The organism is Hahnella aquatica (SeqCode) (assembly GCF_965194505.1).
Classification (GTDB): Bacteria; Pseudomonadota; Gammaproteobacteria; order Burkholderiales; family Burkholderiaceae_A; genus Hahnella; species Hahnella aquatica.
Genome location: NZ_OZ239144.1, coordinates 1252463 through 1270374 on the forward strand (window position 1 = coordinate 1252463; position 17912 = coordinate 1270374).

Annotated in this window: 19 protein-coding genes, 1 tRNA gene and 1 riboswitch; of the genes, 10 read left to right on the plus strand and 10 right to left on the minus strand. The window is 62.7% G+C overall.

The features are described from left to right. Positions 1-94 precede the first annotated feature (94 nt). From AC8GDA_RS06485 to AC8GDA_RS06500, 4 genes are all read left to right on the plus strand, one after another. Complete coding sequence (locus AC8GDA_RS06485) at positions 95-415, plus strand: HigA family addiction module antitoxin (protein ID WP_506555719.1); 321 nt, start codon at positions 95-97, stop codon at positions 413-415. Positions 416-575: 160 nt separating this feature from the next. Continuing rightward, positions 576-682, plus strand: a riboswitch (SAM-I-IV-variant riboswitch). A gap of 79 nt (positions 683-761) precedes the next feature. Next, a complete protein-coding gene (locus AC8GDA_RS06490) occupies positions 762-1034 on the plus strand; it encodes a hypothetical protein (RefSeq protein WP_506555720.1) in 273 nt (90 codons plus the stop codon). 104 nt (positions 1035-1138) lie between these two features. Beyond that, positions 1139-1918: a hypothetical protein gene (locus AC8GDA_RS06495; protein WP_506555721.1), complete on the plus strand. Its 780-nt coding sequence runs from the start codon at positions 1139-1141 to the stop codon at positions 1916-1918. 278 nt (positions 1919-2196) lie between these two features. Continuing rightward, entirely contained in the window at positions 2197-2544 is a 348-nt protein-coding gene (locus AC8GDA_RS06500) for a hypothetical protein (RefSeq protein WP_506555722.1), read from the plus strand. Positions 2545-2577: 33 nt separating this feature from the next. Here AC8GDA_RS06500 and AC8GDA_RS06505 read toward each other — a convergent pair whose 3' ends face one another. Genes AC8GDA_RS06505 through AC8GDA_RS06520 form a run of 4 tightly spaced genes read right to left on the minus strand, consistent with a single transcriptional unit; the run spans position 2578 to position 4375 of the window. Continuing rightward, the gene (locus tag AC8GDA_RS06505) at positions 2578-2787 is read right to left on the minus strand and encodes a BrnA antitoxin family protein (RefSeq protein WP_506555723.1); all 210 of its coding nucleotides are present in this window, start codon (positions 2785-2787) and stop codon (positions 2578-2580) included. 10 nt (positions 2788-2797) lie between these two features. Beyond that, entirely contained in the window at positions 2798-3076 is a 279-nt protein-coding gene (locus AC8GDA_RS06510) for a BrnT family toxin (protein WP_506555724.1), read from the minus strand. 51 nt (positions 3077-3127) lie between these two features. After that, the gene (locus tag AC8GDA_RS06515) at positions 3128-3382 is read right to left on the minus strand and encodes a hypothetical protein (protein ID WP_506555725.1); all 255 of its coding nucleotides are present in this window, start codon (positions 3380-3382) and stop codon (positions 3128-3130) included. A gap of 9 nt (positions 3383-3391) precedes the next feature. Continuing rightward, positions 3392-4375, minus strand: a complete 984-nt coding sequence (locus AC8GDA_RS06520) for a helix-turn-helix transcriptional regulator (RefSeq protein ID WP_506555726.1) — start codon at positions 4373-4375, stop codon at positions 3392-3394. An 85-nt stretch (positions 4376-4460) separates the two neighbouring features. Here AC8GDA_RS06520 and AC8GDA_RS06525 point away from each other — a divergent pair, with 85 nt between their 5' ends. Beyond that, complete coding sequence (locus AC8GDA_RS06525) at positions 4461-5651, plus strand: DNA recombination protein RmuC (protein ID WP_506555727.1); 1191 nt, start codon at positions 4461-4463, stop codon at positions 5649-5651. Between the two features lie 46 nt (positions 5652-5697). Here the strand turns inward: AC8GDA_RS06525 and AC8GDA_RS06530 are convergent. Then, positions 5698-5774 (minus strand) — tRNA-Met (locus tag AC8GDA_RS06530). 21 nt (positions 5775-5795) lie between these two features. Here AC8GDA_RS06530 and AC8GDA_RS06535 point away from each other — a divergent pair. The 4 genes from AC8GDA_RS06535 to AC8GDA_RS06550 are packed head-to-tail and all read left to right on the plus strand — an operon-like array spanning position 5796 to position 8878. After that, positions 5796-6326, plus strand: coding sequence for an NUDIX hydrolase (locus tag AC8GDA_RS06535; protein ID WP_506555728.1), 531 nt, complete (start codon positions 5796-5798; stop codon positions 6324-6326). A 7-nt stretch (positions 6327-6333) separates the two neighbouring features. Further along, positions 6334-7086 carry a leucyl/phenylalanyl-tRNA--protein transferase gene (gene aat / locus AC8GDA_RS06540; RefSeq protein WP_506555729.1) on the plus strand — a complete coding sequence of 251 codons (753 nt, stop codon included), beginning with the start codon at positions 6334-6336 and terminating at the stop codon, positions 7084-7086. Next, entirely contained in the window at positions 7086-7817 is a 732-nt protein-coding gene (locus tag AC8GDA_RS06545; protein WP_506555730.1) for an arginyltransferase, read from the plus strand. Before aat ends, AC8GDA_RS06545 begins: the two co-directional genes overlap by 1 nt. 8 nt (positions 7818-7825) lie before the next feature. Beyond that, the gene (locus AC8GDA_RS06550; RefSeq protein ID WP_506555731.1) at positions 7826-8878 is read left to right on the plus strand and encodes a quinone-dependent dihydroorotate dehydrogenase; all 1053 of its coding nucleotides are present in this window, start codon (positions 7826-7828) and stop codon (positions 8876-8878) included. On the opposite strand, the gene AC8GDA_RS06555 is transcribed toward AC8GDA_RS06550, so the two are convergent. Both AC8GDA_RS06555 and AC8GDA_RS06560 read right to left on the minus strand, forming a co-directional pair. Beyond that, positions 8815-10260, minus strand: coding sequence for a LutB/LldF family L-lactate oxidation iron-sulfur protein (locus AC8GDA_RS06555; RefSeq protein WP_506555732.1), 1446 nt, complete (start codon positions 10258-10260; stop codon positions 8815-8817). The two genes, AC8GDA_RS06550 and AC8GDA_RS06555, sit on opposite strands and share 64 nt — an antisense overlap. 11 nt (positions 10261-10271) lie before the next feature. Beyond that, entirely contained in the window at positions 10272-11048 is a 777-nt protein-coding gene (locus tag AC8GDA_RS06560; protein ID WP_506555733.1) for a (Fe-S)-binding protein, read from the minus strand. 47 nt (positions 11049-11095) lie between these two features. On the opposite strand from AC8GDA_RS06560, the gene AC8GDA_RS06565 reads away from it, so the two are divergent. Continuing rightward, positions 11096-11872 carry an IclR family transcriptional regulator gene (locus AC8GDA_RS06565; RefSeq protein WP_506555734.1) on the plus strand — a complete coding sequence of 259 codons (777 nt, stop codon included), beginning with the start codon at positions 11096-11098 and terminating at the stop codon, positions 11870-11872. Between the two features lie 12 nt (positions 11873-11884). Here AC8GDA_RS06565 and AC8GDA_RS06570 read toward each other — a convergent pair whose 3' ends face one another. From AC8GDA_RS06570 to hrpA, 3 genes are all read right to left on the minus strand, one after another. Beyond that, the gene (locus AC8GDA_RS06570; protein WP_506555735.1) at positions 11885-12928 is read right to left on the minus strand and encodes a serine hydrolase; all 1044 of its coding nucleotides are present in this window, start codon (positions 12926-12928) and stop codon (positions 11885-11887) included. Positions 12929-13288: 360 nt separating this feature from the next. Continuing rightward, a complete protein-coding gene (locus AC8GDA_RS06575) occupies positions 13289-14095 on the minus strand; it encodes a competence/damage-inducible protein A (RefSeq protein WP_506557212.1) in 807 nt (268 codons plus the stop codon). A gap of 38 nt (positions 14096-14133) precedes the next feature. Continuing rightward, a complete protein-coding gene (gene hrpA / locus AC8GDA_RS06580) occupies positions 14134-17907 on the minus strand; it encodes an ATP-dependent RNA helicase HrpA (protein WP_506555736.1) in 3774 nt (1257 codons plus the stop codon). Between the last annotated feature and the right edge of the window lie 5 nt (positions 17908-17912).

Sequence of the window (17912 nt, forward strand, 5' to 3'; positions counted from 1 at the left end):
CACACGCTACAAAGTGGGAACTGGCGCCTTACATTTAGGTTTGAAAACGGAGATGCAGTATTAGTGAACTACCAGGACTACCACTGAGGCAACCATGAACTCAATGTTTAATCCCCCGCACCCAGGCTTAACGCTGCGTGATGACATTTTGCCCGCGCTTGGCTTACAAGTTGGCCAGGCCGCGGCCCAACTCGATGTCGACCGCACGACTTTGTCGAAAGTGCTCAACGGTCGCGCATCCATAAGTCCCGCGATGGCACTCAGAATTGAGCGCTGGCTTGGCCCTGAACACGGTGGAGCGGCAGAGGTGTGGCTTGCCCAGCAGGCTGCTTATGATTTGTGGCAAGCACGCCAAGCAACAAAAGCATCGAAGACCCTATCCCAGGTGAAGGCCCTTAAGCTTCAGTCTGCCTGATCGCTTCATGTCTCACTTCAATCAATACGAGGTAGCAAAAAGCCTGGGCAAGACCTATGAGCAAAACGCCGTCATATGGTGTGGACCCGATGCTGTGCCAAAGCTGTTTTTGCTCGTCTAAAAAATTCTTGACACTTCAAATTCAACACCACAGAATTGCAACGTACATAAAGAGTCTGGGCTGACGCCCTCGCCAACCTGCCCTTCCCGGGCAAGGTGGTTCGCCAATTGGCTATGTGACCGGCAACGGTAACCAAGCGGGAAGCGTCAGCCCTCTCATCCGCAGAGGGCTTTTTCATTTCCGGCCCTCCGCAATCGTTCTTTAACAACACGGAGGAGTAGAACCATGGCGAAAGTCATAGAGAACGGGCGTTTCACGTCCGTGGCGGTTGAACACAATGGTCCGCAGTTCCAGATCTGGCGGTTCGACCGCGAACAACGCGAGTACGAGGTGTCCTGCATCAAGAAGGGTGGCCTTGCGGTCACGTTCAGAGATGTCGATGCTGATGAACTCGCAGCAGACCTTGCGGCGGTTCACAAGGGGCGCAGTACCCCCGAGGCCCTCGAAGCCAAACTCGCAGCAAAAATCGATGCCTTCTTGGCAAGCATCGAGCAGTAAGGAAGTGCGCCAGGGGCCCCGCGCCCCTGGATGCAAGACGGGGGATTTATTCCAAATTGCCAGCCCGTGCATGTTGCAGAACTGGCTAAACAAGGAGCATCAGAATGACACAAGCAATCGATTTGCAGTTCCGGCCTCAGTCTTATTTTTGGGCCAAGGACCACGGCATTGCCCTGGCGAGCGACATCAAGGGCGCCAACCGCCGACACATCTATGAACTGGCCCTGCGGAGCAATGAGGCAGACCAGCTCAGCCCCGCATTCAGCCAGCACGCGCTGCACGAAGAAGACCGCCGGCTATTGGGGCGCATTCACCCCTCCTTCATGGGCGGGGAGTACCTACCCAACACCGGGCGCCAGGAGGTGGAGATCGCGAGAATCACCATTGCCTCGACCACTCGCGATGTCACCTGTGTCTATGCGCGGCCGCTGGGCCGACGCATTGCCTATCGCATCGTCGATGAGTACAACGGCGACACCATCACGGGGCCAGCCAAGCGCACCAGCATCCAGCCCCTTGGACTGGGCGCCTTGGTGAAGTTCTTCATCACCGGGTGGGATCTTCTTCAGTGCCTGGATTACAACTTCGGTGAAGACGGTTACCCCAGGGAAGAGACCCATGACTTCATCGTGGATGCGAGCAGCAGTTTTTACTCGCAGTTTGGTCGGGCCATCACCGAGGAGGTGGATCGGTGGCTGGATGAGAAGCATGCCAACGACCCGCCCGAGGTGGAGGATGAGGATGAGCGCTCGGCGGAGATCGCGGACAAGGTGGTTGAGGCAGACCCTAAGGGTGCGGACAAGCCTCTAGACCTGATGAATCTGCCCTTCGATCCAGCGCAGGCGGCGGCGAGAGCCTGCGAGAAGAAGCAGACGGGCAAGTAGTTGGCACGCTTGATGCTCTATTAAAATCAAGACCGACGGTTCTCTGACAACCACACACACGGAACCCTATCCATTGGGTCAGAGCAAACCTGTCGGTCTTTTCTATTGATCAAGATGACAGACCCAACGCCCACCAACCCATACTCTGAGCTCAGTTTCTGGCGATTTGAGTCGTGGTTGCGCTCCACCAACTCTTGCCGACCATCGTGGCATTTGTGACTGGTCTGTTCTAAGCTGACCGCGTCCAACATGCCTGTTGCTATGCGGTCGGAAAGCACATGATCCAAATCGTGATCTTTGAAAACTCCCAGCAGACGGGTTGCCTCTACCGGATCGTGCTGGCCGCGGAAGACATCACCCACCAAACTCCTCATGCGTACGTAAGACACCAGGGCGCCAAGTACGCCAAGCGCGAGGCCTACGACTGGAGCACACAGGGACGGTTCGCGAGCGAACTGGCCCTTGCCCTAGATCAGCAGCCCTTCTTTTGGGAGTGCCAGGCCGACAAGCCCGCGAAGCATCTGGGGCGCCCTCCCCGGCACGAGGGCTATGCCTACTGGGTCACCACCGCTGCCTCGGCCGAGGCGGTGTATTCGCAGTTGATTTCGGGGGCGATTCGGTCGTAGACCGCGCTCGTCTCTTAATCTCGGCCGAGCAAATCACTTCCAGCTCAGGTCTAGCTTTCGGTTCTGAGCAGCACAATCTCGCAGATACAGGTTAATCAAACTTTGATAAGGGATACCGACCTGCTCCGATATAGCCCTGAAATAGTCAATGGAATCCTCGTCGAGCCGAATGGTGATCTGCCTCTTTAGTTGTGACGCATAAGGATTGCGTCGCCCAGAACTGAAGTCATACTCTTTTCGCATTTTGACCCCCTTAAAGGTACTGCTTAGACTCGGATGCTGTTGCCTTTCGAGCCGAAATTATTCGAATGACGCCACCATCGGCGCGATAACAGTGGCAAACGATGAGGAGGCGCAGGGTGCACCCCAGACCCAAAAGAACAAATCGATCTTCTTCATTCGAATGATCTGGATCGTCAATAAGCCTAGCTCTCTCATCGAAGAATACGGTACGCGCTTCATCAAACGACACGCCATGCTTTCTCTCATTTTCCGAGGCTTTTTTTGGATTCCATTCAAACTTAATTGCCATAATTACATTGTAATTTACTGTCAGTTCACACTCAAGCGAAGTCCAGCAGGATCACTCCCTGTTCTCCACCGCTGGGAAGACGGCGATCTTGGCCTCTTCATCTCGCACTGCATTCAGTTCAACTTTGGGCTCAACATGCCCAAGCTGCTCTTTGCGCTTTGCCGCTTCGTGGAGTCTTGCCAGAGCCTTTACCGAAGCGACATCTCCGGCACGCGGTTCGATCCAGACTTTAAGACGCCCGAGCTTGAACTTGTCAGCGAGGATGTCGCGGCAACCATGCAGTAGCTGGCCATTGCCACCGGCCAAGCGCACGCCTCACAAACTCGCGGCCTGCCGGTGCCGTGTCTTGACCTGCTCGGCCAGGTCCGGGGGAGAGATCACCCTCACATCAGGCCCATGCCGCATGATGTCCATCACGAGTTCGCGGGCATCGGAGTAAGGAAAGCTCACCTGCCACTGCGCACCCACCCACTGCCCCTGCTGCTGGGGGTGCCAAATCTCAGCAGACACCCAGCGACTGATGGTCTCGGAAAACAGCAGCACCGCAGTGGCCGTGGGCTTGCCCGAAAAGATGCCGTAACCACTGGCGAGCACTGCATCGAGCTCGGCCTCCTCCATCTCAAGGGCCTTGCCCTTGGCCACCTGGGCCTTGAGAATCGCATCCATCGAAAACGTGGAGAGCCGCTCGCGCAGATGGCAGTAGGCATCCACGTACCAGTTGTCTCGGTAGTGCACCACCCGCTGCGGTGAAATGATCCGTTCGGTCTGATCCCCTCGGGCTCGGCCCTTGTAAACAATCTGGAGCCGCTTGCGCTGGAGGGTGGCATCGACCACCTTCGTGAAGTGCTCGGCCGGCATGCGCCTCGCAGCCATCGACAACAGTTTCACCCGGGCTTGAATCTGCCTGCTCGCCGCATTTGCACCGAGCAGGGCCTCCATGCGCCTGCGGATGGGCACCAGCGCCTTGCCCACCACCGACTCGGTGCCGAGGCCCTCGAGCAGGTGGCTCAGAGACAAGAGCGCCAGGAGTTCATCCTGGGTGAACCAGAGGCCGGGCACCTCGTGTTTCCCGGCAGGGCCCCCTGTGCCCGCCGTGGCCGCGCCCTCCGCCACCAGCCGATAGACCTTCTCGGCAGGGTCGTATTCAATCTGCGCCCCGTACTCATCACGCAGGAAGGCGATGTCCCGCTTGAAGGTGGGTTCTGTGATCTCGAACTTGTCGAGGAGGTCGCGCTTGGTCAGTTGGCCGCGCTCCTTGAGCAGCGCAATCATCTTGAGCACACGGTCTGTTTTTGACATGCCCACCAGTCTAACCAACCGCGCTGGCTCACCCCCTGACCCTGCGGTGCAGTAAAGTTGGAGTCATCATTCAAGTGGGGCTCGCATGGACATGCTGTTGGGGGGAATGGGCTGGCTTTTGGCCCTTGCAGTGGGCGCAGCTCTGGGGGCCGCCCTGGTCAACTGGAAGATGTCGGCCGCCCAACGAGCCATGGCCGAAGAACTCGCCGCCACCAAGGCCCGTATGCAAGAGCGCGAATCCGCCAACACCGAAGTCGAGATGCGGGCCAAGCTCTTTGCCCAAGAGCTCCTGAAAGACCAGGCCCAGCAGCTCGCCCAAACCAACCAAACAAACCTCTCCAGCCTGCTCACGCCCCTGAAGGTGCAGTTCGAGCAGTTCACCAAAGAGGTGAGCGGCCTGAAGGAAACCAGCCAGAAAGACAGCTCAGCCCTGGGCGAGCGCATCAAGCTGCTCCTCGAGGCGCAGCAGAAGATCTCCCACGACGCCCAGAACCTGGCCTCAGCCCTGAAGGGCGACAACAAGATGATGGGCGACTGGGGCGAGGTCATTCTCGAGCGAGTGCTCGAGGTCTCCGGCCTCACCAAAGACCGGGAATTTTTCGTTCAACAAACCCATGCCTCGGCAGAAGACCAATCCCGGGCACGCAAGCCCGATGTGGTCATTCAACTCCCCGAAGACCGCTTCCTCATCGTCGACTCCAAGGTCTCGCTCAAGGCCTACGAGGAATACTTCAACTGCGATGACGACACCATTCGGCAGGCCAAGCTCAAGGAGCACTTGGCCTCCATTCGCGCCCACATGGATGGCCTCTCCAAAAAGAATTACCAGGGCATCCATGGCGACCGCTCCCCAGATTTCGTCATGATGTTTATTCCCGTAGAGCCCGCATTTCTGCTGGCCACCGGAAACGACGAACGCCTCTGGCTCGAGGGCTGGAACCGCCATGTGCTGCTGGTGAGCCCCAACACCCTGCTCTTTGTGCTGCGCACGGTGGAGTACCTCTGGCGGCAGGAACGGGTGGGCCGAAATGCCGTGGAGATCGCCAACCGCGGTGCCCTGCTCTACGACAAATTCCGTGGTTTCGTCGAGACCATGCTCGCGGTGCGAAAGAATCTGGACGCAGCCAGCAAGAGCCACGAAACCGCCATGCGCCAACTCTCGGAAGGCCCAGGCAATGTGATTCGGCAGGTCGAGATGATGCGCGACCTGGGCGTCAAGCCCGACAAGGGCCTGCCAGACGATCTCTTGAAAATCGCCATGCCAGACAAGGAATGAACTGGGGGAATGTTCTTCGGCGGGGCCAACCCTACAGAGAAGAGGGTGGTAGCGGGGGTAGGATTTGAACCTACGACCTTCGGGTTATGAGCCCGACGAGCTGCCAGACTGCTCCACCCCGCGCCGAAGAAGACGAGAGTATACATGAACCATTGCTCCGCATGTGGATCCCCAACCGAGCAGCGCGTGCCCGAGGGCGACAACCGGCTGCGCGGTGTCTGCACAGACTGCGGCCTCATCCACTACGTGAACCCGCGCATCATCGTGGGCACCATTCCGGTGTGGGAGGAGCAACTGCTGCTGTGCCGCCGTGCCATTGAGCCTCGCTCGGGCTTCTGGACACTGCCTGCTGGCTTCATGGAGCTGGGGGAATCCACCCAGGCCGGGGCCCTGCGAGAAACCATCGAAGAGTCTGGGGCAAGCGCCGAGGTGGGCGATCTCTTTGCCGTCTTCGACATCCCGCATGCCGAGCAGGTGCATCTCTTCTTTCGGGCCCAGCTGCGGCACCCTGGGCTGCTGCCCGGCCCCGAGAGCCTGGAGGCCCGGCTGTTTCATCCGCAAGACATACCCTGGAGCGACCTCGCCTTTCGTTCGGTGCACCGTGCCCTGGAGCTCTTCCTGTCCGATCGGGCCGCAGGTCTGCAGCGGGTTCACAACGAGTCGATTGTTCGGTGAGTGTTCGATGAGTGAATCTCCCGAACACCGGCTGGCGTGGATCGGCCCCGACGACGACTTCCCTCAGTCCGATCTCGCCTGGACAGACGAGATGGGCGCCAACGGCCTGCTCGGTGCAGGCGACCAGCTCACCTCAGCACTGCTCAAGCGGGCCTATGCACGCGGCATCTTTCCGTGGTCGGGCCCCTCCGAGCCCATTCTCTGGTGGTCTCCCAACCCGCGCATGGTCCTTCAAACCAAAGACTTCAAGCAGCGCCGCTCGCTCACGCAGGCCATTCGGCAGGCCCAGGCCGAGGGCTTCATGCTCAAGTCCGACACGGCCTTTCAGTCCGTCATGCGCGGCTGCGCAGCACCGCGAGATGAACACGGCGGCACCTGGATCACCACGGCCATTCAGGCAGCCTACCAAGACCTTCACAAACAAGGCCTGGCCCACAGCATCGAGCTCTGGCACGGCCACCAGCTGGTTGGCGGGCTCTACCTGGTCTGCCTGGGCCAGATGGTCTTTGGCGAGAGCATGTTCAGCCGCAGGCCCAATGCCTCGAAGGTCTGCCTGGCGGGGCTCGTGCGCTGGCTCGAGCGCCACGACTGCCCGCTCATCGACTGCCAGCAGGAAACCCCTCACCTGGCCACACTTGGCGCAAGACCCATTCCGCGTGCAGAATTCGAATCATGTGTTGCAAGACTGACCAACGCGCCCGGCCCACCCTGGGCCACCGAGCCCCTCGACTGGGGCGTCTTTCGTGGGCATGACGCGTAATGGCTGACCTGCGCGACCTCCCACTCAGCCAGCTGCAGTTCTATGTCACTGCGCCCTACCCCTGCAGCTACCTGGCCGGCCGTCGCGCCCGCTCACAGGTGGCCACGCCGAACCACCTCATCACGGCCGATGTCTACGGCGACCTGGTGCAGATGGGCTTTCGGCGCAGCGGCGCCTTCGCCTATCGGCCCTACTGCGACAGCTGCAAGTCCTGCCAGCCACTGCGCATTCCAGCAGCCACCTTCGAGCCCACCCGCAGCCAGCGCCGCGCCTGGAAGCGCGGCTCCGAATGGCTGACCGCACGCGAGGAGCCATTGGCCTTCTCCAATGAACACTACAACCTCTACCTGGCCTACCAGGCCGGCCGACACTCCGGTGGCGGAATGGACCAAGACAGCCGAGACCAATACGCCCAGTTCCTGCTGCAAAGCCGTGTCGACACCCGACTCGTCACCTTCCGAGACCCCGAGGGCGAACTCAAGATGGTCTCCCTCATCGACCTCCTGCCCGAGGGCCTCTCGGCCGTCTACACCTTCTATTCACCAGACCATCCCCAGGCCTCGCTGGGCACCTACGGCATTCTTTGGCAGATCGAGGAATGCGCCCGGCTGCGCCGGCCCTATGTCTACCTCGGCTACTGGATCGAGGAGAGCAAGAAAATGACCTACAAGCGAGACTTCCAGCCCGCGGAGGTCCTGGTCTCGGGCACCTGGCAGCCACTGCCGCGTTGAACCCTCGCATGCTGGCCTTTTATCCGGTCGCTCGGCCGTTGCTGTTTACGCTCGACCCAGAACGGGCGCACGACGTGAGCCTGGCGGCCCTGCAGTGGGCCCAACGATGGATGCCCGTGGCCCTGCCCGCCTCAGCGCCCATCACCGCAGGGCCACCGGTGCAGGTGGCAGGCCTCTCGTTTGCGAACCGCGTGGGCCTGGCCGCAGGCCTGGACAAAAACGCAGCCCACCTCGATGCCCTGGGCCGGTTTGGCTTTGGCTTCATGGAGGCTGGCACCGTCACCCCGAGGCCGCAGCCCGGCAACCCCAAGCCCCGCATGTTTCGCCTGCCCGAGGGCGAGGCCATCATCAATCGGTTTGGCTTTAACAACCTGGGCCTGGAGGCCTTCATTTCAAACCTGAAGGCCTCGGAGTGGGTGAGGGAAAAGCGCGGTGTGCTGGGCCTGAACATTGGCAAGAACGCCAGCACCCCCATGGAGCAGGCGGCCGACGACTACCTTACGTGCCTGGAGGCCCTCTACCCCTGGGCCGACTACATCACGGTGAACATCTCATCGCCCAACACCAAGAACCTGCGCGGCCTGCAGTCTGCAGAAAGCCTCACCCCGCTGCTGGAGGCGCTCAAGCGTCGGCAGCGTGAACTCACCAGTCGCCTGCAACGCCGGGTGCCACTCTTTCTGAAGGTGGCCCCCGACCTCGATGACGAACAAATTCTGGAGATTGCCAAGGCCGTCAACACGCACGAGTTCGAAGGCCTGATTGCCACCAACACCACGCTCGATCGCACCGCGGTTGAAGGGTTGGCCCATGCCGATGAGGCCGGTGGCCTCTCGGGCGCGCCTCTCACGGGCCCCTCCACAGCGGTGCTCCGGCGCTTTCGTGAGGCCCTGCTGCCTGAGGTGGCCCTGGTGGGCGTGGGCGGCATCCTGAGCCCATTCGATGGCCTGGCCAAGCGCGATGCGGGCGCCGACCTGGTGCAGGTGTATTCGGGGCTCGTCTACCGAGGCCCGGGGCTGGTGGCCAACTTGGCCAACGACCTGGCCGTGGCCCAGCCGGGGTAACGGGCCGAGAAGGTGGCCCCACGCGGGGTGGGAAGGTCTCGATAGGCCGTCCACCCATTGGCCAGCGGCAGGCCACCCAACCGATGCCGACGCCCCCCACTGATGCGCAGAAACAAACTGGCCATGGAGGCCACAAGCCGATAGAGCGGCGGGCGCACCGCCACATAGGCCCACAGGCTCAAGCCCACACGCTCGGACCAGGGACGCAGGTGCCGCTCGTACTGGCGCTCGCGCAGCTTGCGAAGCAGGTCTGGCAGCGGAATCTTCACGGGGCAGACCACATGGCATTCACCACACAGGGTGGCCGCCTGTGGAAGGTCAAGGGAGTTTTCTAGGCCCTGATAGGCCGGCGTGAGCACCGAGCCCATGGGGCCCGGGTAGACCCAGCCGTAGGCATGGCCACCGATCTTCTGATACACGGGGCAGTGGTTCATGCAGGCGCCGCAGCGAATGCAGCGAAGCATGTCTTGGAACTCACTGCCCAGCAGGCTTGAGCGGCCGCCGTCGACCAGCACGAAATAGAGGTGATCGGGGCCGTCGGGCTCGCCCTTGGCCCGGGTGCCTGTGAGCAGAGAGATGTAATTCGAGATCGACTGCCCAGTGGCCGAACGTGTGAGCAGCCGGGCCACGGTGGCAAAGTCTTCGAGCGTGGGCAGCACCTTCTCGATGCCAGTGACCACCACATGCACGCGGGGCATGATGGTGACCATGCCTTCGTTGCCCTCGTTGGTGACCAAGGCCACCGAGCCGGTCTCGGCAATCACAAAGTTGCCGCCCGTCACGCCCATGTCGGCCGACAAGAACTTGGGCCGCAGCTGCTCACGGGCCTCACGGGTGAGCTCTGGAATGTCAGAGAGCTTGGGCCGCTGATGGACCTTCGAGAAGAGGTCGGAGATTTCTTCTTTGTCCTTGTGGATGACGGGCGCAATGATGTGGCTGGGCGCCTCGTTGTCATTGATCTGAAGGATGTATTCGCCAAGGTCGGTCTCGATGGGCTCGATGCCCGCCTGGGCCAGGGCCGTGTTGAGGGCCATCTCTTCGGAGACCATCGACTTTGATTTGGTGACGGTCTTGACCTCATGCTGCTTGGCAATGGCCACGACCATCTCGGAGGCCTGGGCCGCAGACTCTGCAAACAAGACCGTGGCACCGGCCTTGGTGGCATTGGCCTCGAATTGTTCAAGCCAGAGGTCGAGCCGGCCGATGGCGCGGTTGCGCCGCTCCACCGCAGCCTCGCGGGTGGCTTCGAAGTCGATCTCGGTCATGGCCTGGGCGCGGGCCGTCACAAACTTGTCGGCCAGGCGCCGCAGGTTTCGCTGCAGTCGAATGTCGGCGAGCTTCTCGGTGGCGCGGGCCTGAAAGTGCATCGACTGAATCTGCATGAATGGGCTCCTTAAGGCCGCGTTGCGCCAAGCTCGCCTGCGAGCACTTCTGCCACGTGCAGCACCTGGGTCTTGTCATCGCCAATGCGGCGCAGCCGGCCCTCGATGTGCAGCATGCAGCCGAGGTCGCCAAGCACCACGGCCTGGGCACCGGTGGCCTGAATGTTTGATATTTTTTCATCGGCAATGGCCGCGGACACATTGCCGTACTTCAAGGCGAAGGTGCCGCCAAATCCGCAGCAGCCTCGACTGTCGCGCATCTCTGTGACCGTGAGGCCGGGAATCTTCGAGAGCAGTGCCCGCGGCTGGGCCTGGACACCGAGTTCGCGCAGGCCACTGCAGCTGTCGTGATACGTGACACAGCCTTCGGCGCGGCCGGGAATGTCCTCGAGCTTCATGACGGTGGAGAGGAAATCGGTGAGCTCATAGACCTTGGGCGCGAGCTCGTTCATGCGGGTGCGAAGGCTCGGGTCGTCTGAGAAGAGCTCGAGGTAATGCGTCTTGATCATGCCCCCGCAGGAGCCCGATGGCACGACCACATAGTCGTAGCCTTCGAGCTGCTCGAGCACACGCTCGGCCAGCCGGTGGGCGGCCGCTCGGTCGCCCGCGTTGTAGGCGGGCTGGCCGCAGCAGGTCTGGCCCTCAGGCACCACCACCTCGCAGCCCGAGTGCTCGAGCAATTTGATGGCTGCAAAGCCGATCTCGGGCCGCATGAGGTCCACCAGACATGTCACATAGAACGCCACGCGGGGGTTCGATGGCACAACTGGCGTGATTTCTACAGACATGAACGACATCCCTTTGTAAACTTCCATTCTGCCACCACAAAGTCCCTATGAGCCTCACGTCCTCACCCGTCGTCCCCGCCAGCCCCTCGATTCAAGTGATCGAGCGGCTCAACGCGCTCTTAGACGTCCTGGCACGGCAGTCGGAGCCGGTCTCGCTCAAGGCCCTGTCCCTGGCCACTGGCCTGCATCCCTCTACGGCCCACCGCATCCTCAACGACCTGGTGATTGTTCGCATGGTCGACCGCACCGAGCCGGGCCATTACCAGTTGGGCATGCGGCTGCTGGAGCTGGGCAACCTGGTCAAGGCGCGGCTCAATGTGCGAGACGCGGCCGCGGGCCCCATGCGGGAACTGCACAAGCTCACGGGCGAGACCATCAACCTGGCGGTGCGCCAGGGCGATGAAATTGTGTATGTGGAGCGCGCCGTGAGTGAGCGCTCTGGCATGCAGGTGGTGCGTGCCATTGGCGGGCGAGCGCCACTGCACCTCACCTCCACGGGCAAACTCTTTTTGGCCGTGGAAGATGCCCGCTCGGTTCGGTCCTACAGCATGCGCACGGGTCTGGCTGGCCAGACCCGCAACAGCATCACGGAGGTGCAGCAACTGGAGAAAGAGCTCGACCTCGTGCGATCCAACGGCTTTGCCCGCGACAACGAAGAACTCGAGATGGGTGTGCGCTGCATTGCCGCAGCCATTCGGGACGATGCGGGCAACCTGGTGGCGGGCCTCTCCATTTCAGCGCCCGCAGACCGGGCCAACGATGGCTGGGTGGACGCCCTGCGGCAAACCGCCTTGGAGATTTCCAACTCGCTGGGGGGAGCTTAGGCTGCGACGAGCTTAGGCTGCGGGTGGCTTGGGGGCGAGCTTGTTGGGCTTTTCAGCCTGCTGGATCAGCCAGCGCCGAATCATCTCAGCATCACGCAAGCGGTGCTGCGTACCCGGTGCGTCGAGCATGACCAGAATCACCGGGCGCCGCTCAACCTCCGCCTGCATGACCAGGCAGCGGCCTGCTTCCCGAATGAATCCGGTCTTCGAGAGGCCCAGCTCCCAGGCCTCGGTGCGCACCAGTGCATTGGAGTTTCGGAATTGTTGTGACCGGCTGCCCACCCGCACCATGAGGTTCTGGGCAGTGGAGTACTCGCGAATGAGCGGCACGAGGTAGGCCTCTTCCACAAGCCGGACGAGGTCGCGCGGGGAGGAGATATTGCCGGCATTCAGGCCCGTGGGTTCCGTGAACTGGGTGGCCGACATGCCCAATTGGCGTGCCTTGATGTTCATGGCCACCACGAAGGCATCCATTCCCCCGGGGTAGGCGCGGCCCAGGGCATGGGCGGCGCGGTTCTCGGAGGACATGAGTGCCAGGTGCATGAGCTCACCTCGGGTGAGCTGGGTGCCCACGCGCAGTCGCGAGCCCACACCCTTCTCGAGGTCTGCATCTTCCTGGGTGATGCGAAGCATCTCAGACATGGGCAGGTCGGCCTCGGCCACGACCAGCGCCGTCATGAGCTTCGTGATGGAGGCAATCGGCAGGACCGAGTCGGGGTTCTTCTCAAAGAGAATCTCGCCAGAGATCTGATCCACCACCAGCACTGAACTGGACTTCAGGCTCGCCTCGGTCATGGCCGACTGCAGACCAAGCTTGCTGCCGGCAGACATGCGGTCGTTGGGATTGCGGGGCGTTCGGGCGACCTTCTTGGTTTGTTGCGACTTCTTTTTGACCTGCTGGGTTTTCTTTTGCTGCGCCTTGGTCTGTTGGGGCTTGCTGGCAGGCTTTGCCTGCTTGGGCGCCTGCGCCTGCTTCGCGGGTTGCTTGGGGGCCGCGGACGAGGTGCTCGCCTGGGCCGCCACGGGCACCACGGGGGCCACGAGGCCAAGGCTCATCGCCCCGACGCAGACGCCTCGCAACACTCGCCGAACACCCATGGAACTCTTCAGATCAAACAAATCCAGTCCTTTGTTAGGAGCAAGTCGTCGCCATCCTACCAGCGAAACTCGGAAATGCAACAAAAAGTTCAATTATTTCTGTTGCTTACAGCCCACTTTGAATAAAAAATTCCAAATCGAGCCCTATCGCATTCAGATCTGAGGGAGCCCGATATTACCCCCAAAGGGGAGGCATCATTCATGCCGCCGGAAATCAGACAGGGGTGGCCGCAGCGCGTGAGGCGGCCAGCGGCAGCGGTGCGGAGCCTGCTGTAGACAGACTGCGAGAGGTGGTGCCCGGCGGGGATCGAGGGGGCTCTAACGCGTGGCGACGCGCTCGTCGCCGAGTTCACCGCCCAGTTGCAGCACACCCTCCCGCAGCCGCGCATAGGCTGCATCGAAGCGGGCTGTTGCATCGGGAAGCGAGGCTGCAACCGATGGCTGCTTGAGCCCAAGCTCCAAGTGGCGCCGGGCATTGGGGTCGGTGGGCGACGGCGCCGATGGCAGGCTGTAGACCCGCAGCTCGGGATAGTCGGCCGTGAGCTCCTCGAGCAACTGCGTCACAGCCGCCTCGTAGAGCTTGTAGACCACCATGGAGCGGTCCACCTCGGCCGCCTCCCCAAAGGACTCCGCATAGAAGGTGTCGAGCACCCACTCCATCATGGGCCAGGCCATCACGGGAAAGCCCGGCAGAAAGTAGTGACGGTCGATCGCAAAGCCCGGAATCTTGTTGTAGGGGTTGGGCACGATCTGCGCACCCACCGGGAACTCGCCCATGCGCAGCCGCTCGGGCGTGAGGGGCTGATTGGCCTCGGCGGTGCGCTGGGCAATGAGGTCTGCGGCCTCTGGGTGCAGGGCGAGCTCACGGCCCAGGGCCTCGGCCGCGGCCTGCCGGGTGTGGTCATCGGGCGTGGCCCCAATGCCGCCAAAGCTAAAAACCAGGTCTTGCGTGGCAAAGCTTTGCCGCAGCATGTTCGTGCAGCGCGCGCGGTCATCGCCCAGGTAGACCACCCAGGAGAGCGACAGGCCCCTGGCACCCAAAATTTCCTTGGCCTTCTGGAAATGGCGGTCCTCTCGTTTGCCCGAGAGAATCTCATCGCCGTTGATGTAGAGGCCAATGGTCAGTGGTGGTCGCATGGTGTTCGTGTGGTGGTCGTGTGGGCTTAGGCGTGAAGGTGTGGCGCGAGCGTACCCCAGGTTTTCTGCAGCCGTTTTACAGACACCGGCATGGGCGTCTTGAGGCCCTCGGCAAAGAGCGAGACCCGCAGTTCCTCCAGGCTCCAGCGAAAGGCCTCGATGGGCTCCGACCACTCGCCGCGGTGTGAGGCCGCCCAACGCCAGAACGGCCGAGCCACCTGATCGAACTCGGACAGGCGCTGGGCGTCTCGGGCAGGGTCGGCCCGGTGCTTGTCCAGCCGCAGGGCCACGGCCTGCAAATAGCGCGGCAGGTGGCGGGCACGGTCATCCGGCAGCGTAGAGACAAAGCTCGGGCCCAGCAGGCCCGAGAGCTGCTGCTGCAGGTCTTGCACCAGTGGCTGCGGGAACTTGGCGCCGCCCAGCCGGCGTTGAATCTGCTGATGGGCCTCGAGCACGGCCAGCAACCAGCGCTGCGCCTCTTGGGCCAGCAGCAAGAAACGGGGGCGGCCCGCCTGCAGGCAGGCCTCAAAGCCGGCGGCATCCACGGGCCAGTCGCCCGCAAGGAATGCACGGCGCAGGCTCAGCCGCAGCAGCTCGGTCTGCAGGTCTTCCGATCGGGCCGCCGCCGTCCAGGCCAAGAGAAGCGCGCGGTTGCGGTCGAGCTCCTTCTGAAAGGCGCGCACCTGGTCCTTGAGGGCCAGGGCCAGAAGCCGCATGAGGCCGAGCTGATGCCGCTGCTTGGCCTTGCCGGGGTCGTCGAGCACGCAGAGCTTTACGTGGTCGCCGCAGTCTTCCAGGGCGGGATAGCCCAGCAGCGACTGGCCCGCCACCTCGATGGTCATGGGCCACTCGAGCGCACCGAAGGACCAGTCGCGGTGGGTTGTGTCATCCCGCGTGGGCGCAAAGGCCGCCTGGGCCTGGCCGCCGAGTTGCTCGCGCAACACCATGAGGTCTCGGCCCTGGCCAAGCCGACGGCCATGGGCATCGACCACCACATAGAGCGGCTGCAAGTGCAGTGGCACCGACTCGAGCTTGAAGTCTTCCAAGGCCACCGTGAGGCCCTTGTCTTCGCGCAGGTCTTGCACCAAGGCCTTGCGCAAGGGCATGCTGCCTGCGCGGTCTTGCCAACGGGCACAGAAGTCGTCCACCTGCTGGGGCAGCGGGATGCAATGCCGGCGAATCCGTTGGGGCAGGCTCTTGAGCAAGGCCAGCACCTTCTCCTTGCGCATGCCGGGCACGAGCCAATCGATCTGCACCGCATCGACCTGATTCAGGCTGGCCAGCGGAATGGTGATGGCCATGCCATCGTCTGCAGCGCCTGGCTCGAAGCGGTAATCGAGTGCGAGCCGCAGGCCACCCTGCTCGAGCACGGTGGGAAAGGCCTCGGAGGTCACACCGTCGGCCTGGTGGCGCATGAGGTCTTCTCGCCGAAGGAAGAGCAGCTTGGGCTGCTCACGCGAGGCCTGACGCCACCACTGCCGCAGGCCATCGAAGTCGTTCACCGAGGCCGGAATCCAACGGTCGTAGAAGGCCTCGATCAAGGCATCGTCGACCAGCAGGTCTTGCCGACGGGCCCGCTGCTCCAACCGCTCCACCTCGTGGATGAGCCGACGGTTGTGCTCGAAAAAGGGCAGCTCGAGCGTGGCATCGCCCTGCACCAGGCCCTCACGAATCATGATGAGCCGGGCCTCGCGTGCCTGCTCCTCGCCCAACTGGGCCCAGGCCAGGCGTCGGCGCACAAAGATGGGCAGGCCATAGAGCACGCCCCGCGCGTAGCCCACCACCCGGCCGGCCTTCTTCTCCCAGTGCGGCTCGGAGTACGACACCCGAATGAGCGGGCCTGCGGCGGCCTCCACCCACTCGGGTTCAATGGCCGCAATGGTGCGGGCAAAGAGGCGACTGGTCTCGACCTGCTCGGCCGCCATGAGCCACTTGGGTGGCTTCTTGGAGAGATGCGAGCCCGGCCAGACAGCGAACTTCACATCGTGTGCGCCTTGCCAGAGCGGTGGCTGGGCAGTCTCGATGCGCATGCCAATGTTCGAGAGCAGCCCCGTGAGAATGGCCTGGTGAAGGCTGTTGTAATCGGCCGCCACCGTGTTGATTCGCCAGCCCTGCGACAAGACCCAGTCGGTGATCTGCCGATGCAGGTCGCGCCACTCGCGCACTCGGATGGGCGACAAGAAGGCCGACCGAAGCCGCGCCTCCTTCTGCCGATTGGAATGGTCGTGTGAGAGGGCCTCATCGCAGAAGGCCCAGAGCTTGAGCCAGGAGATGAACTCGCTGCGCGGGTCGGCAAACTGCTTGTGGGCGGTGTCGGCTGCGGCCTGCTGATCGAGCGGCCGATCCCGCGGGTCTTGAATGGACAAGGCCGTGACCAGCACCAGCATCTCCTGCAGGCACTGCCGCTCGCGGCCGGCCACGAGCATGCGGCCCAGGCGAGGGTCCAGGGGCAGGCCTGCAAGCTGTCGGCCCACCTCGGTGAGCTGGCCCTCGCGGTCCAGGCCGCCGAGCTCCTTGAGCAGCATGAGGCCATCGGCCACCGCCTTCTTGGAGGGCGGGTCGACAAAGGGAAAGGCCTCGATGGCATCCAGGCCCAAGGCCTTCATGCGCAGAATCACCGAGGCGAGCGATGAGCGATGGATCTCGGGCTCGGGGTGGGCTGCGCGCTGCTTGAATTCATCCTCGGCATAGAGCCGGATGCAGACCCCCGGCGTGAGACGGCCCGCACGACCCGCCCGCTGCAGGGCCTGGGCCTGGCTGATGGGCTCGATGAGCAGCTGCTCCACCTTGCCCCGATACCGATACCGCTTCACACGGGCCAGGCCGGTGTCGACCACATAGCCAATGCCCGGCACCGTGAGCGAGGTCTCGGCCAGGTTGGTGGCCAGCACCACGCGGCGGCGCCCCCCAGGCCGAAAGACGCGGTCTTGATCGGCCTGGGCCAGTCGGCCAAAGAGGGGCAAGAGCTCCACCTGCGGGTCGAGCCGGCGATCGCGCCAGGCATCGACCACGGCCCGAATCTCTCGCTCTCCGGGCAGAAAGACGAGCACGTCTTGGGCAGCCAGCCGCGCATGGTCGGTCAGGGCCTCCTCGACGCCCGAGAGCACGCGGTCGATGAGGTCGGTGCGCTCATCCTGCGCAGGCCGCCAGCGGGTCTCCACCGGATGCAGACGGCCCGACACCTCGATGATGGGGGCGGGCTGGCCCGCCTGGCCAAAGTGCTTGGCGAACTTCTCGGCCTCCAGGCTCGCAGAGGTGATGACCAGTCGCAACTGGGGGCGGCGCGCGAGCAGGCCGTGCAGGTGGCCCAATAAAAAATCGATGTTGAGGCTGCGCTCGTGGGCCTCGTCGAGGATGATCGTGTCGTAGGCCTCGAGGCCCGGGTCGGACTGAATTTCGGCCAGCAGCATGCCGTCGGTCATGAGCTTGATGGGAATGCCCGGCCGCGATCGATCGGCAAACCGGATCTTGTAGCCCACCTTGGCATTGGGCTCGCCAAGCACGGAGCCGAGTTCCTGCGCCACCCGGCGGGCCACCGAGGTGGCCGCCAGGCGCCGCGGCTGGGTATGGGCAATCGAGCGGCCCTTGGCCGCGCGGCCAGCCGCCAGCGCAATCTTCGGCAGCTGGGTGGTCTTGCCCGAACCGGTCTCGCCGCAGACGATGATCACCGGGTGCTGCACCATGGCATGGGCGATCTCGGTCCAGACCTTCGAGACCGGAAGGCTCTCATCAAAGGTGATGCCGAGGTGTTGGGCCCGATCGCGAAACCGCTTTTCGTCTGGGCCTGAGCAGGAAGTCACCGAAA

Excerpts from the sequence above, each read along its gene's own strand:
- AC8GDA_RS06490 (WP_506555720.1), top strand. The coding sequence starts at position 762 with ATGGCGAAAGTCATAGAGAACGGGCGTTTCACGTCCGTGGCGGTTGAA.
- aat (WP_506555729.1), top strand. The coding sequence starts at position 6,334 with ATGAGTGAATCTCCCGAACACCGGCTGGCGTGGATCGGCCCCGACGAC.
- AC8GDA_RS06495 (WP_506555721.1), top strand. The coding sequence starts at position 1,139 with ATGACACAAGCAATCGATTTGCAGTTCCGGCCTCAGTCTTATTTTTGG.
- AC8GDA_RS06505 (WP_506555723.1), bottom strand. The coding sequence starts at position 2,787 with ATGCGAAAAGAGTATGACTTCAGTTCTGGGCGACGCAATCCTTATGCG.
- AC8GDA_RS06550 (WP_506555731.1), top strand. The coding sequence starts at position 7,826 with ATGCTGGCCTTTTATCCGGTCGCTCGGCCGTTGCTGTTTACGCTCGAC.
- AC8GDA_RS06500 (WP_506555722.1), top strand. The coding sequence starts at position 2,197 with ATGATCCAAATCGTGATCTTTGAAAACTCCCAGCAGACGGGTTGCCTC.
- AC8GDA_RS06570 (WP_506555735.1), bottom strand. The coding sequence starts at position 12,928 with ATGAGCCTTGGCCTCGTGGCCCCCGTGGTGCCCGTGGCGGCCCAGGCG.
- AC8GDA_RS06525 (WP_506555727.1), top strand. The coding sequence starts at position 4,461 with ATGGACATGCTGTTGGGGGGAATGGGCTGGCTTTTGGCCCTTGCAGTG.
- AC8GDA_RS06565 (WP_506555734.1), top strand. The coding sequence starts at position 11,096 with ATGAGCCTCACGTCCTCACCCGTCGTCCCCGCCAGCCCCTCGATTCAA.
- AC8GDA_RS06555 (WP_506555732.1), bottom strand. The coding sequence starts at position 10,260 with ATGCAGATTCAGTCGATGCACTTTCAGGCCCGCGCCACCGAGAAGCTC.
- AC8GDA_RS06510 (WP_506555724.1), bottom strand. The coding sequence starts at position 3,076 with ATGGCAATTAAGTTTGAATGGAATCCAAAAAAAGCCTCGGAAAATGAG.
- AC8GDA_RS06545 (WP_506555730.1), top strand. The coding sequence starts at position 7,086 with ATGGCTGACCTGCGCGACCTCCCACTCAGCCAGCTGCAGTTCTATGTC.
- AC8GDA_RS06560 (WP_506555733.1), bottom strand. The coding sequence starts at position 11,048 with ATGTCTGTAGAAATCACGCCAGTTGTGCCATCGAACCCCCGCGTGGCG.
- AC8GDA_RS06520 (WP_506555726.1), bottom strand. The coding sequence starts at position 4,375 with ATGTCAAAAACAGACCGTGTGCTCAAGATGATTGCGCTGCTCAAGGAG.
- AC8GDA_RS06485 (WP_506555719.1), top strand. The coding sequence starts at position 95 with ATGAACTCAATGTTTAATCCCCCGCACCCAGGCTTAACGCTGCGTGAT.
- AC8GDA_RS06535 (WP_506555728.1), top strand. The coding sequence starts at position 5,796 with ATGAACCATTGCTCCGCATGTGGATCCCCAACCGAGCAGCGCGTGCCC.